The sequence below is a fragment of the Pantoea sp. BAV 3049 genome, assembly GCF_009765445.1.
Taxonomy (GTDB): domain Bacteria; phylum Pseudomonadota; class Gammaproteobacteria; order Enterobacterales; family Enterobacteriaceae; genus Erwinia.
Genome location: NZ_WHOY01000031.1, coordinates 994,174 through 1,008,081, shown reverse-complemented (window position 1 = coordinate 1,008,081; position 13,908 = coordinate 994,174). Strand labels below are relative to the sequence as shown.

Annotated in this window: 15 protein-coding genes; 14 read left to right on the top strand and 1 reads right to left on the bottom strand. The window is 54.4% G+C overall.

Going from position 1 to position 13,908, the window contains the following annotated elements; translation table 11 throughout:
• From sucA to sucD, 4 genes are all read left to right on the top strand, one after another.
• Positions 1-2,218 (top strand): 2-oxoglutarate dehydrogenase E1 component (sucA, locus tag GSQ70_RS05555; protein WP_158785231.1); only part of this gene is annotated, 2,218 nt, incomplete at its 5' end.
• A gap of 14 nt (positions 2,219-2,232) precedes the next feature.
• Positions 2,233-3,459 carry a 2-oxoglutarate dehydrogenase complex dihydrolipoyllysine-residue succinyltransferase gene (odhB, locus tag GSQ70_RS05550; RefSeq protein ID WP_158781627.1) on the top strand — a complete coding sequence of 409 codons (1,227 nt, stop codon included), beginning with the start codon at positions 2,233-2,235 and terminating at the stop codon, positions 3,457-3,459.
• Positions 3,460-3,563: 104 nt separating this feature from the next.
• On the top strand, positions 3,564-4,730 hold the full coding sequence (sucC, locus tag GSQ70_RS05545; RefSeq protein ID WP_158781626.1) for an ADP-forming succinate--CoA ligase subunit beta: 1,167 nt from the start codon (positions 3,564-3,566) through the stop codon (positions 4,728-4,730).
• The gene (sucD, locus tag GSQ70_RS05540; RefSeq protein WP_158781625.1) at positions 4,730-5,605 is read left to right on the top strand and encodes a succinate--CoA ligase subunit alpha; all 876 of its coding nucleotides are present in this window, start codon (positions 4,730-4,732) and stop codon (positions 5,603-5,605) included. Before sucC ends, sucD begins: the two co-directional genes overlap by 1 nt.
• Positions 5,606-5,673: 68 nt before the next feature.
• On the opposite strand, the gene GSQ70_RS05535 is transcribed toward sucD, so the two are convergent.
• Positions 5,674-6,762 (bottom strand): alpha/beta fold hydrolase, encoded by a 1,089-nt coding sequence (locus tag GSQ70_RS05535; protein WP_158781624.1) that lies wholly within the window; start codon positions 6,760-6,762, stop codon positions 5,674-5,676.
• Positions 6,763-6,892: 130 nt separating this feature from the next.
• On the opposite strand from GSQ70_RS05535, the gene GSQ70_RS05530 reads away from it, so the two are divergent.
• The 10 genes from GSQ70_RS05530 to tolA form a co-directional block, all read left to right on the top strand.
• Complete coding sequence (locus GSQ70_RS05530; protein ID WP_158781623.1) at positions 6,893-7,498, top strand: TetR/AcrR family transcriptional regulator; 606 nt, start codon at positions 6,893-6,895, stop codon at positions 7,496-7,498.
• A gap of 107 nt (positions 7,499-7,605) precedes the next feature.
• Positions 7,606-7,815: a hypothetical protein gene (locus GSQ70_RS05525; RefSeq protein ID WP_158781622.1), complete on the top strand. Its 210-nt coding sequence runs from the start codon at positions 7,606-7,608 to the stop codon at positions 7,813-7,815.
• Positions 7,816-8,505: 690 nt separating this feature from the next.
• Positions 8,506-10,074, top strand: coding sequence for a cytochrome ubiquinol oxidase subunit I (cydA, locus tag GSQ70_RS05520; RefSeq protein WP_158781621.1), 1,569 nt, complete (start codon positions 8,506-8,508; stop codon positions 10,072-10,074).
• A 15-nt stretch (positions 10,075-10,089) separates the two neighbouring features.
• Positions 10,090-11,229 (top strand): cytochrome d ubiquinol oxidase subunit II, encoded by a 1,140-nt coding sequence (gene cydB, locus GSQ70_RS05515; protein ID WP_158781620.1) that lies wholly within the window; start codon positions 10,090-10,092, stop codon positions 11,227-11,229.
• 15 nt (positions 11,230-11,244) lie between these two features.
• Positions 11,245-11,355 (top strand): cytochrome bd-I oxidase subunit CydX, encoded by a 111-nt coding sequence (gene cydX, locus GSQ70_RS05510; RefSeq protein ID WP_158781619.1) that lies wholly within the window; start codon positions 11,245-11,247, stop codon positions 11,353-11,355.
• A complete protein-coding gene (gene ybgE / locus GSQ70_RS05505) occupies positions 11,355-11,648 on the top strand; it encodes a cyd operon protein YbgE (RefSeq protein WP_158781618.1) in 294 nt (97 codons plus the stop codon). Before cydX ends, ybgE begins: the two co-directional genes overlap by 1 nt.
• A 214-nt stretch (positions 11,649-11,862) precedes the next feature.
• Positions 11,863-12,267, top strand: coding sequence for a tol-pal system-associated acyl-CoA thioesterase (gene ybgC, locus GSQ70_RS05500; protein WP_158781617.1), 405 nt, complete (start codon positions 11,863-11,865; stop codon positions 12,265-12,267).
• A gap of 5 nt (positions 12,268-12,272) precedes the next feature.
• A complete protein-coding gene (gene tolQ, locus GSQ70_RS05495; RefSeq protein ID WP_199257224.1) occupies positions 12,273-12,950 on the top strand; it encodes a Tol-Pal system protein TolQ in 678 nt (225 codons plus the stop codon).
• Between the two features lie 14 nt (positions 12,951-12,964).
• Positions 12,965-13,396, top strand: coding sequence for a colicin uptake protein TolR (tolR, locus tag GSQ70_RS05490; RefSeq protein WP_158781615.1), 432 nt, complete (start codon positions 12,965-12,967; stop codon positions 13,394-13,396).
• Between the two features lie 29 nt (positions 13,397-13,425).
• Positions 13,426-13,908 (top strand): cell envelope integrity protein TolA (gene tolA, locus GSQ70_RS05485; protein ID WP_158785230.1); only part of this gene is annotated, 483 nt, incomplete at its 3' end.

The window sequence follows — 13,908 nt, the reverse complement described above, 5'->3', positions numbered from 1 at the left end:
CTCAACTGATGAGAAAAAAGGCTTTCTTAAGCAGCTGACCGCAGCGGAAGGGCTTGAGCGTTACCTGGGGGCCAAATTCCCGGGCGCGAAACGCTTCTCGCTGGAAGGTGGCGATGCACTGGTGCCGATGCTCAACGAGATGATCCGTCACGCAGGCAAGAGCGGAACCCGTGAAGTGGTGCTGGGTATGGCCCACCGCGGACGTCTGAACGTGCTGATTAACGTGCTGGGCAAAAAGCCGCAGGATCTGTTCGACGAGTTCTCCGGTAAGCACAAAGAGCACCTTGGTACCGGCGACGTGAAGTACCACATGGGCTTCTCTTCCGACGTGGAAACCGAAGGCGGTATGGTGCATCTGGCACTGGCGTTCAACCCGTCGCACCTTGAGATCGTCAGCCCGGTAGTGATGGGGTCGGTCCGTGCGCGTCTTGATCGCCTGGACGAACCGAGCAGCAATAAAGTGTTGCCAATCACCATCCACGGTGATGCGGCGGTGACCGGTCAGGGCGTGGTTCAGGAAACCCTGAACATGTCTCAGGCGCGTGGCTACGAAGTGGGCGGGACCGTCCGTATCGTGATCAATAACCAGATCGGTTTCACCACGTCCAATCCGAAAGATGCCCGCTCGACGCAGTATTGTACCGATATCGGTAAAATGGTGCTGGCACCGATTTTCCACGTTAATGCTGACGATCCTGAAGCGGTAGCCTTTGTTACCCGTCTGGCGTTGGATTTCCGTAACACCTTTAAACGCGACGTGTTTATCGATCTGGTGTGTTATCGCCGTCACGGCCATAACGAAGCCGATGAGCCAAGTGCGACTCAGCCGGTGATGTACCAGAAAATCAAGAAACACCCGACGCCGCGTAAGATCTATGCTGACCGGCTGGAAAACGAAAAGGTTGCCAGCCTGGAAGATGCCACGGAAATGGTCAACCTGTATCGTGATGCGCTGGACGCTGGCGACTGCGTGGTGCCGGAATGGCGTCCAATGAGCCTGCACTCCTTCACCTGGTCGCCGTATCTGAACCATGAGTGGGATGAAAGCTATCCTTCCACCCTCGACTTCAAACGTCTGCAGGAGCTGGCAAAACGCATCAGCACGGTGCCGGAAGCCATCGAAATGCAGTCGCGCGTTGCCAAGATCTATAACGATCGCGCTGAAATGGCGGCGGGCAACAAAATGTTCGACTGGGGTGCGGCAGAAAACCTGGCTTACGCCACGCTGGTGGACGAGGGCATTCCGTGCCGTCTCTCCGGCGAGGATATGGGACGCGGAACCTTCTTCCACCGTCATGCGGTTATTCACAACCAGGCAAACGGTTCCACCTACACCCCGCTGCAGCACGTGCACAACGGTCAGGGTACCTTCAAAGTCTGGGACTCCGTCCTGTCTGAAGAAGCGGTACTGGCCTTTGAATACGGCTACGCGACGGCTGAGCCACGCACGCTGACCATCTGGGAAGCGCAGTTCGGTGACTTTGCTAACGGTGCACAGGTCGTTATCGATCAGTTCATCAGCTCCGGCGAGCAGAAGTGGGGCCGGATGTGTGGCCTGGTAATGCTGCTGCCGCACGGCTATGAAGGTCAGGGTCCGGAGCACTCCTCCGCCCGTCTGGAACGTTATCTGCAGCTCTGCGCCGAGCAGAACATGCAGGTCTGCGTGCCATCCACCCCGGCTCAGGTTTACCACATGCTGCGTCGTCAGGCGCTGCGCGGGATGCGCCGTCCGCTGGTGGTGATGTCACCGAAATCGCTGCTGCGTCACCCGCTGGCAATCTCTTCTCTGGAAGAGTTGGCAAACGGCGGCTTCCAGCCGGCCATCGGCGAGATCGACGAGATCGACCCGAAAGGCGTGAAGCGCGTAGTGCTGTGCTCCGGCAAGGTGTATTACGACCTGCTGGAAAAACGCCGCAAAAACGAGCAGACCGATGTGGCCATCGTGCGTATTGAGCAGCTCTATCCGTTCCCGCATAAAGCGGTGCAGGACAAGCTGCAGCAGTACTCGCACGTGCACGATTTTGTCTGGTGCCAGGAAGAGCCACTCAATCAGGGGGCATGGTACTGCAGTCAGCATCATTTCCGCGAAGTGGTACCTTTTGGAGCTTCATTACGTTACGCCGGTCGTCCCGCTTCGGCTTCCCCGGCAGTTGGCTATATGTCCGTTCACCAGCAGCAGCAGCAAGATCTGGTCAATGACGCGCTGAACGTTAATTAATTAAAGGAAAAATAATGAGTAGCGTAGATATCCTCGTTCCCGACCTGCCTGAGTCCGTTGCCGATGCCACCGTGGCAACCTGGCACAAAAAACCAGGTGATTCCGTTAAGCGCGATGAAGTGCTGGTGGAAATCGAAACTGACAAAGTGGTGCTGGAAGTTCCGGCTTCTGCCGATGGCGTGCTGGATGCCATCCTGGAAGACGAAGGCGCAACCGTCACCTCCCGACAGGCGCTGGGTCGCCTGAAAGAGGGCAACAGCGGCGGCAAAGAGAGCTCTGCGAAGCCGGAGTCAAAAGACTCCACCCCGGCTCAGCGTCAGAACGCTTCGCTGTCCGATGAAAGTAATGATGCTCTCAGCCCGGCTATCCGCCGACTGATTGCCGAGCACAGCCTGGATCCGGCCGCCATCAAAGGCACCGGTGTCGGTGGTCGTCTGACCCGTGAAGATATTGAAAATCATCTGGCGAAAAAACCAGAAGCCAAAGCGAGCGAGTCGAAAGCGCCAGCTGCTGCTGCCGCACCTGCTCCTGCACTGGCGGGTCGCAGCGAGAAGCGCGTACCAATGACCCGTCTGCGCAAGCGCGTGGCCGAGCGTCTGCTGGAAGCGAAAAACAGCACCGCGATGCTGACCACTTTCAACGAAGTGAACATGCAGCCGATCATGAGCCTGCGTAAGCAGTACGGCGAAGCGTTCGAGAAGCGTCACGGCGTGCGTCTTGGCTTTATGTCCTTCTACCTGAAAGCGGTAGTGGAAGCACTGAAACGCTTCCCGGAAGTGAACGCTTCTATTGATGGCGATGATGTTGTTTACCACAACTATTTTGACATCAGCATCGCTGTATCCACTCCACGTGGCCTGGTGACGCCGGTTCTGAAAGATGTTGACGCGCTGGGTATGGCCGACATCGAGAAGAAAATCAAAGAGCTGGCGGTGAAAGGCCGTGACGGCAAGCTGACCGTTGAGGAACTGACCGGCGGTAACTTCACCATCACTAACGGCGGTGTGTTTGGTTCGCTGATGTCCACGCCAATCATCAATCCGCCGCAGAGCGCCATTCTGGGGATGCACGCGATTAAAGACCGCCCAATGGCCGTCAATGGTCAGGTTGTCATCCAGCCAATGATGTACCTGGCACTCTCTTACGATCACCGCCTGATCGACGGTAAAGAGTCCGTCAGCTATCTGGTGGCAATCAAAGAACTGCTGGAAGATCCGTCCCGCCTGCTGCTGGACGTTTAATCCCTGTCGGGTGCGCCCTTGTACCGCACCCAACCCTACGTGTGGCCGACCAGGCAAACTGCCGGACCCGGCCGAGTTTTTTCCGACCTGAGTGGATTATCATCATGAACTTACACGAATATCAGGCAAAACAGTTGTTTGCACGGTATGGTTTACCGGCACCAACCGGTTATGCCTGCACCACACCACGTGAAGCTGAAGAAGCCGCCTCCAAGATTGGTGCCGGCCCGTGGGTCGTGAAATGTCAGGTTCATGCCGGAGGCCGCGGCAAAGCGGGCGGCGTGAAAGTAGTTAAAAGCAAAGAAGAGATCCGCGCTTTTGCTGAGCACTGGCTGGGCAAACGCCTGACCACCTACCAGACGGATGCCAACGGCCAGCCTGTTAACCAGATTCTGGTTGAAGCCGCTACCGATATCGATCAGGAGCTGTACCTGGGCGCGGTTGTTGACCGTAGCTCCCGTCGCGTGGTGTTCATGGCGTCTACTGAAGGCGGTGTGGAGATCGAGAAAGTGGCGGAAGAAACCCCGCACCTGATCCACAAAATGGCGCTGGATCCGTTAACCGGTCCCCAGCCTTATCAGGGCCGCGAGCTGGCATTCAAACTGGGTCTGACCGGTAAGCAGGTTGGTCAGTTCACCAAGATCTTTATGGGTCTGGCGACCATGTTCCTGGAGCGCGATCTGGCGCTGGTAGAGATCAACCCGCTGGTGATCACTAAACAGGGCGATCTGATCTGCCTGGACGGCAAACTGGGTGCCGATGGCAATGCCCTGTTCCGTCAGCCGGAGCTGCGCGAAATGCGCGATCCAAGCCAGGAAGACTCCCGTGAAGCGCATGCAGCGCAGTGGGAGCTGAACTACGTGGCGCTGGAAGGTAACATCGGCTGTATGGTTAACGGCGCAGGCCTGGCGATGGGCACCATGGACATCGTTAAGCTGAGCGGTGGCCAGCCAGCTAACTTCCTGGACGTAGGCGGCGGTGCAACCAAAGAGCGCGTGACCGAAGCCTTCAAAATCATCCTGTCTGACGACGCGGTGAAAGCGGTATTTGTGAACATCTTCGGCGGCATCGTGCGCTGCGACCTGATTGCTGATGGCATCATCGGCGCGGTAGCAGAAGTGGGTGTCAGCGTGCCAGTGGTGGTGCGTCTGGAAGGGAACAATGCCGAGCTGGGTGCCAAAAAACTGGCGGACAGCGGTCTGAATATTATCGCAGCAACCAGCCTGAGCGACGCGGCGCAGCGCGTTGTTGCCGCAGCGGAGGGTAAATAATGTCCATTTTGATCGATAAAAACACCAAGGTAATCTGCCAGGGCTTTACCGGCGGACAGGGCACATTCCACTCCGAGCAGGCGCTGGCCTATGGCACGCAGCTGGTTGGTGGCGTGACCCCGGGCAAAGGCGGCACCGAGCACCTGGGCCTGCCGGTGTTTAACACCGTGCGTGAGGCAGTGGAAGCTACCGGCGCAACGGCTTCTGTTATCTACGTTCCGGCACCATTCTGCAAAGACGGTATCCTGGAAGCGATTGAAGCTGGCATCAAACTGATCATCACTATTACTGAAGGTATCCCGACGCTGGATATGCTGACCGTGAAGGTAAAACTGGATGAAGCTGGCGTGCGCATGATTGGCCCGAACTGCCCGGGTGTGATTACCCCAGGCGAGTGCAAAATCGGCATCATGCCTGGTCACATTCACAAACCAGGCCGCATCGGGATCGTTTCCCGTTCCGGCACCCTGACCTATGAAGCCGTTAAGCAGACCACCGACATCGGCTACGGCCAGTCTACCTGCGTGGGCATCGGCGGTGACCCGATCCCGGGTTCAAACTTTATCGATATCCTGAAACTGTTCCAGGAAGACCCGCAGACCGAAGCGATTGTGATGATCGGCGAAATCGGTGGCAGCGCAGAAGAAGAAGCGGCCGCCTTTATCAAAGAGCACGTCACCAAGCCGGTGGTGGGTTACATCGCTGGTGTGACCGCGCCGAAAGGCAAGCGTATGGGTCATGCCGGAGCGATCATCGCGGGCGGCAAAGGCACGGCAGACGAGAAGTTTGCTGCGCTGGAAGCGGCCGGCGTGAAAACTGTTCGTAGCCTTGCTGATATTGGCGACGCAGTAAAAGCCGTACTACCTCAGAAATAATCTGTGTCTGAATTATCTTGGCCACCCTGAGGTGGCCTTTTTTTTGGCCCGGCACTACATTTATCAACTCATTGTTTCCTGGCGAGAAAAAAGGTGTTAACGGCCTCCAGAAAGCGTTGAGGATGATCAAGATTCACCACGTGCGTCGCATTAACACGAAGGTAAGTTCCCTTTTTAAGCAGAGACATGGCTCTGTTGGCCTCTGCTTGATCCATCGCGCCGTCCAGCGTACCGTCCGCGAGAACAGAGTAGTCTGCCTGCATCAACATTACCGGGCAGGTAATGCTGGCAAGAGCCTGGGCGTGATCGAAACCCTGGTTCCAACTGCCTTCATAAAAGGCGGCTCCAAATTTCGGATCGTATTGATCCAGTCCGCGAATAAGCATTCTTACCGTGTCATTGCTGATCCTGCTTAGTTCTGGTGGTTTGCCGGGGTTGCGCAAGCGCCAGGCTCGGACGGCCTGTGTCAACAGAAAGGGGGTGCCGGGGCCGACATTTTTGCGGAAAAATGGCGCGTTGCCCTTTATCCAGTACAACAGAAAATCAGTGGGATGATCCCGGGTGGCGGCAGTAAAACTGGTTTTGAAGGCGCGATCGGCAATGGTTTGTTTAATCCGTGGATACTCCGATGAAAACAGAGGCGGATCTTCCAGTAACGCCGCTTTAATCAAGGCGGGGCGATTGGCGGACAGCCATACGGCCAGAAGCCCACCTGACGAATTCCCGGAGATATATACCGGCTGTCTAATCATTGTGCGGATAAACTCCCCAAGATCTCCTCCAATTTGTCGGGCTGTCATCGGATAATCTGGTGGCGTGCGGGTTTGGCCGTGGCCGGGATAGTCAATATCATAAACATGAAAGGATTTTGCCAGCTCAGGCAGCACCTTATAGTAGCTGTTCAGATCCAGTAACTGAGCGTGAAGCAGCACCAGAGGAGGGCCATTGTCCGGCCCTTCAGCATAGCTCAGCGTGATGTTATTAATGTTTGCCTGCTTAAAGCGGTATCCGGCAGCGATGATCTGTGCAGATGAAGAGTCTGTTGCATGGTCAGGGAAAGGCATCGCCGCTGCCGCAGGGACAGTGCGTAACATCATTCCGGCCAAAAACAGCAGTGGTGCATAGCGCCGCAACAGGTATTCAGGTAAAAATGGCATCAGTGACCTCTTGAGTCAATTGGGAGAGCGGGGTGAGGAAAAGCCTCCGCGCTGTCAATCATACTGAGCGTTTTTCAGGTTTAATACTCGCTTTAACTAGCAAGCATCTTTCTGCAGGCGATAAATTTAAGTGAATGATATTCTAAGAAAAAAACCTTCTCAGTGCCGCTCAGTAAACACGGTTGAAACCCTTCTGGACACCACTGCTCAGATTCTGGTTGAGGAAGGAAGCCGTAAACTGACGACAAATTACCTGGCCAGCCGGAGCGGGTTTTCTGTCGGCACCATTTATCAGTATTTTCCTGACAAAGTGGCCATCATCGTTGCCCTTATTGATCGGCAGCGTGAGCAAATCCGGCAAAGTATTAATCAGTTGCTGATAAACCATGAAAATAAAACGGCAGAAGAAAAAATCCGGATGATTGTTCGCGCGTTGCACCAGGCTTTTGTTCTTCACCGTCTTCCGGAGCAAAAACTGGTTCGTGCGCTGATCCTGGCTGCTGCAGAACATGGCTTGCCTGCACCGTCTGGCTATGTGGCGCAAGCTGTTATTGAGGTCTGGAATGCATCCCACGAAGAGAGCGCTTCGTTAAATCCAGCTGAAATATTTGTCCTGACACATATGCTGACTGAAGTCATGAGGCAGGCGGCATTGAGAGCGACCCCGTTACTGGGTAGTGACGAATTTGAAGCCGCGATGCTGCGAATGACGCTGGGATTTCTGCAAAGAAACTGACAACAGACGGTTTCACCACACCGTCTTCTTTCAGCCTGCTGACCCTGTCCACCACAGGCTGCACGCTCAGCGCGCTGAAGAAGGCAGAAGATCGGGAGGAACTGCTGGTGCAGGTATTCAATCCGGATGAACGCCAGTCTGGCGAAGGTTCTCTGGCGGTGAGTAGGCCAGTGATCAGCTGGCTGGAGACGGCAATGGATGAAACACCCTTGCCGGTCCAGACAGAAAGGCCGGGGCACTTCAGTCGCGTGCGCCCCTGTGAGTCTCGCACGTTCAGTCTGCGGATGGGGAAAAGTACAGACAACTCGCGGCGCTGAACCGGTCAGCTCCCCTGAGACATCATGTTGTCTGAGGCTGCCTGCGGGCGGCCTTTATTTGTCTGTGGTTCAGAAAATGAGCTTTAAGTGGATAAAGGGTAAGCAATTTTGTAAAACCTGACTAGAATTACCATTGTGGTACCATGACGGGCAACAGGGAAGTGAACATCGCTCGTTGCTGATGAATGACTGCAGATTAACGTGAGATTATCAGGTTAAAATTTCCAGGTAATTATTATTCAAATAACTCATTTCTATAATCATAAAAACAATATATTAACAAGCGAGCCTGCCTTGCATACCACCCAGTATGGAACATTAACCCAGATCAAAAAAATGAGACCTAAATCAATTGTTATTGCTGGATTAAAAAATTGTTTTTCGATTAAATTGCTCTGCATCAAAAAAGCCGATGGCAGCGCTTAATAATGAATTTGATTTGGATCGTTAAATTATTTTACCTATCACATTTCATGGTTTATCAAGGGCGTATAACGGCGTAGTATACCGCTGTAATCCAAAGTCCAATTCATTGCTTTATTTGTTAAATTTTGGTGGCTAATAGAGAGTTAACCCTCTTGCTATTATCACCATGACAGGTTTTTTCAGAATTTACTGGCACTGACCGGTGCTCCGTCCGCAGGCGGCGTCACTGTGTCAACACCCTCGTGCGAGGAGCAAGGAGTCAAGATGTTTGATATTGTCGAACTGTCGCGCTTACAGTTTGCTCTGACGGCTATGTACCATTTCCTGTTTGTCCCGTTAACGCTCGGTATGGCGTTTTTACTGGCCATTATGGAAACGGTGTATGTGCTCTCTGGCAAACAGATCTATAAAGACATGACCAAGTTCTGGGGCAAGTTATTTGGCATTAACTTTGCGCTGGGCGTGGCAACCGGGTTGACCATGGAGTTCCAGTTCGGAACCAACTGGTCCTATTATTCGCACTATGTTGGTGACATTTTCGGAGCACCGTTGGCGATTGAAGGACTGATGGCCTTCTTCCTGGAATCCACCTTCGTGGGTCTGTTCTTTTTTGGCTGGGATCGCCTGGGTAAAGTGCAGCATATGGCTGTTACCTGGCTGGTGGCTCTTGGATCCAACCTCTCCGCACTGTGGATCCTGGTCGCTAACGGCTGGATGCAGAATCCGGTCGCGTCAGAATTTAACTTCGAAACCATGCGTATGGAAATGGTCAGCTTCGCCGACCTGATCTTTAACCCGGTGGCACAGGTTAAATTCGTGCATACCGTGGCGGCGGGTTACACCTGCGGTGCGATGTTTATTCTCGGCATCAGCTCTTATTACCTGCTGCGCGGTCGCGATATCGCTTTTGCCAAACGCTCCTTCGCTATTGCTGCCAGCTTCGGCATGGCCGCTATCCTCTCCGTTATCGTGCTGGGTGATGAGTCCGGTTATGAAATCGGTGACGTGCAGAAAACCAAGCTGGCCGCCATTGAAGCCGAATGGGACACTCAGCCCGCGCCGGCTTCTTTCACCCTGTTTGGCATCCCCGATCAGGACGCACAGAAAAATAACTATTCTGTCCAAATCCCATGGGCACTCGGCCTGATTGCCACCCGTTCGGTGGATAAGCAGGTAACCGGCCTGAAAGAGTTGATGGAACAGCATGAAGTCCGCATCCGTAACGGCATGAAGGCTTATCACCTGCTCGAACAGCTGCGTTCCGGTAATACCGATCAGGCTGTGCGTACTGCTTTCAACGATTCGAAGAAAGATCTGGGCTATGGCCTGTTGCTGAAGCGTTATACCCCTAACGTCTCTGATGCCAGCGAAGCGCAAATCCAGCAGGCGACGAAGGATTCAATACCTCGCGTAGCGCCGCTCTATTTCTCCTTCCGCATTATGGTCGGTGCCGGCGTGCTGATGCTGCTGATTATCGGCTGCTCATTCTGGACGGTGATCCGCAACCGCATCGGCAAGAGTACCTTCCTGCTCAAATGTGCGCTGTATGGTATCCCACTGCCGTGGATTGCGATCGAATCAGGCTGGTTTGTCGCCGAATATGGCCGTCAGCCTTGGGCGATCGGTGAGGTGCTGCCAACGGCAGTAGCGAACTCTTCACTGACCGTAGGCGATCTGCTGTTCTCAATGATCCTTATTTGCGGACTGTACACGCTGTTCCTGATTGCGGAAATGTACCTGATGTTCAAGTTTGCACGTCTGGGGCCAAGCAGCCTGAAAACCGGCCGCTACCACTTCGAACAATCAGACATTGCCACCCAACCGGCACGCTGAGACAGGAGCTTTTAAATGATCACTTATGAACTGTTGCGTTTCGTCTGGTGGGTGCTGATTGGCGTGCTGCTGATCGGGTTCGCCGTTGCTGACGGATTTGATATGGGGGTCGGCATGCTGAGCCGCATCCTCGGGCGCACCGATACCGAACGCCGCATTATGATTAACAGTATTGCGCCTCACTGGGACGGAAACCAGGTCTGGCTGATCACGGCGGGTGGCGCGCTGTTTGCTGCCTGGCCGATGGTCTACGCCGCTGCGTTTTCCGGCTTCTATGTCGCAATGATCCTGGTGCTGGCCTCTCTGTTCTTCCGTCCGGTGGGCTTTGACTACCGCTCGAAAATTGCCGACACGCGCTGGCGTGGCATGTGGGACTGGGGCATTTTCATCGGCAGCTTCGTGCCGCCGCTGGTGATTGGCGTGGCGTTTGGCAACCTGTTGCAGGGTGTGCCTTTCCATGCTGATGAGTACCTGCGCCTGTTCTACACCGGCAACTTCTTCCAGCTACTCAACCCGTTTGCTCTGCTGGCTGGTATTGTCAGCCTGACCATGATCCTGACGCAGGGTGCGACTTATCTGCAGATGCGTACCGTGGGTGAGCTGCATATTCGCTCCCGCGCAGCGGCGCAAATTTCGTCGCTGGTGATGCTGGTGTGCTTCGTGCTGGCGGGCGTCTGGGTAATGTACGGCATTGACGGTTATGTACTGGCTTCAACGCTGGATCACAATGCGGCTTCCAATCCGCTGGCGAAAGAAGTGACCCGTCAGGCTGGTGCCTGGCTGGCGAACTTCAACCAGATGCCAGTGCTGTGGCTGATCCCAGCCCTGGGCGTGGTGCTGCCACTGCTGACCATCCTGTGTTCACGACTGGAGAAAGGAGCCTGGGCGTTTGTGTCCTCGTCCCTGACTCTGGCCTGCGTGATCCTGACAGCCGGCGTGGCGATGTTCCCGTTCATCATGCCTTCCAGCACGGTGCCGAACATCAGCCTGACCATGTGGGATGCGACTTCCAGCCTGCTGACGCTGAAAATCATGACCGTGGCGGCCATTATCTTCGTGCCAATTATTCTGGCGTACACAACCTGGTGTTACTACAAAATGTTCGGTCGCCTGACCAAAGAGCAGATTGAAGCCAACACCCATTCTCTCTACTGATTGAGGAGCTGAACAATGTGGTATTTTGCCTGGATCCTCGGCACGCTGCTGGCCTGTGCCTTCGGCATCATCACCGCGCTGGCTATTGAGCATATCGAAGACAGCGAAGCAAAAGAAAAACCGTAATGGGGCAGGTTATTACTCGCCTTTATAAGCTGATGGATAAGAGCCCGCTGAGGGCTCTTTCCCTGATTATGGCGCTGCTGCTGGCAGGCTGTATGTTCTGGGACCCGAGGCGGTTTGCTGCTAACAGCGGTTCTCTGGAAATCTGGCAGGGGCTGTTAATGATGTGGGCTGTTTGTACCGGGGTGATCCACGGTGTGGGATTCCGTCAGCACCGTCTGCGCTGGCAGGCATTTTTCTCCCCGCTGCCGGCCTGGGTTGTGCTGCTGGCAGGTCTGTTTTTCTTCTTTTCATAATTTTGCCCGGGCTGTTGAGCTGACAGCCCGGCAAATCAGACTCCCTCACTCTTGTTTTAGCTCCATTTCTGTCAATAATCGTCTAAGATTCCTCCCGAAATCCGTTAAGTTGTTTCCAAACGATAATTATTTTCTCTACCCTCTGGCAATCCATTCCAAAGGCGTATGCTCTTGCGTATAGTAGCAACGTTTAAAAGCATTACCGGGATGCAGAGTGAGTACAACGCTGTTTCGATGGCCGGTTCGTGTCTACTACGAAGATACCGATGCCGGCGGTGTGGTTTACCACGCCAGCTATGTCGCTTTTTATGAACGGGCACGAACTGAGATGCTGCGCCAGCACCATTTCAATCAACAGGCGATGCTGGAACAGCAGGTCGCGTTTGTCGTGCGTCGGATCACGGTCGACTATCTTGCGGCTGCGCGCCTCGACGATCTTCTCGAAGTGCAGTGTGAGGTGCTGAAGATGACCAGAACGACCATGACTTTCGCACAACGTATTGTTAATGCAGAAGGCCGGACGCTGAATGAAGCGGAAGTGCTGATCGCCTGCATCAATCCACATCTAATGAAGCCAATTGCGCTTCCCAAGTCTATTGTCGCGGAGTTCAAGCAGTGACTGACATGAACATTCTTGATTTGTTCCTGAAGGCTAGCCTTCTGGTCAAACTTATCATGTTGATTTTGATTGGGTTTTCCATCGCCTCTTGGGCAATTATCATCCAGCGCACCCGTATTCTGAATGCGGCCGGACGCGAGGCTGACGCCTTTGAAGACAAGTTCTGGTCGGGTATTGAACTGTCTCGTCTGTATCAGGAGAGCCAGGCCCGTCGCGATGAACTTGGCGGTTCCGAACAAATTTTCTATGCGGGCTTTAAAGAGTTTGCCCGCCTGCATCGTGCTAACAACCATGCGCCAGAAGCGGTAGTTGAAGGGGCGACACGCGCCATGCGTATTTCAATGAATCGTGAACTGGAAGCGCTGGAAAACCATATTCCATTCCTCGGTACCGTGGGTTCGATCAGTCCGTATATCGGCCTGTTCGGTACGGTGTGGGGGATTATGCATGCCTTTATCGCGCTGGGCGCGGTGAAGCAGGCCACCCTGCAGATGGTGGCACCGGGTATTGCAGAAGCGCTGATCGCCACGGCTATCGGTCTGTTCGCAGCGATCCCGGCGGTAATGGCGTACAACCGCCTGAACCAGCGCGTGAACAAGCTTGAGCAGAATTACGATAACTTTATGGAAGAGTTCACGGCTATTCTCCATCGTCAGGCGTTCTCCAGCGAGAACAGCAAGTAAGAGCGGGAGTTAGCATGGCCAGAGTACGTGGTCGCGGTGGTCGCCGCGAACTGAAGTCCGAGATTAACATCGTTCCTCTGCTGGATGTGTTGCTGGTGCTGCTGCTGATCTTTATGGCGACAGCGCCAATTATCACCCAAAGCGTGGAAGTGGATCTGCCGGACGCAACCGATTCAAAAACTGTCTCCAGCGACGATAATCCGCCAGTGATTGTGGAAGTGGCGGGCGTGGGGCAGTACAGCCTGGTGGTCGATCACGATCGGATGGAGCAGTTACCGCCTGAGCAGGTTGTTGCCGAAGCGCAGCGCCGTATTGAGGCGAATCCGAAGACGGTGTTCCTGATCGGCGGCGCGAAGGACGTGCCTTACGACGAGATCATTAAGGCGCTGAACTTGCTGCATCAGGCAGGCGTGAAGTCTGTCGGCTTAATGACGCAGCCGATTTAAATCATTCGAACCGTTTTTGGGAACCGAGAGTGTCGAAGGTAGCCGAACAAAACGATAAGTTAAAGCGTGCCATCATCATTTCAGTGATCTTGCATATCTTTCTGATTGCATTACTGATCTGGAGCTCGTTTGACGAACACATCGACGCCAGCAGCGGCGGTGGCGGTGGCGATATTGATGCCGTAATGGTCGATCCCGGCGCGGTAGTCGAGCAGTACAATCGACAGCAGAATCAGCAGAGCGACAGCAAGCGTGCCGAGCAGCAGCGTCAGAAAGCTGCTAAACAGCAGGCGGAAGAGCTGCAGCAGAAGCAGGCGGCCGAGCAGCAGCGTCTGAAACAGATGGAAAAAGAGCGTCTTCAGGCACAGCAGGATGCCAAAGAGCAGGCTGATGCTCAGGCGGCTCAGCAGAAGCAGGCTGAAGCTGCAGCCGCAAAAGCAAAAGCGGATGCTAAGGCAGAGGCTGACGCCCAGTTGAAAGCCCAGGCGGACGCGAAGGCGAAAGCGCAGGCG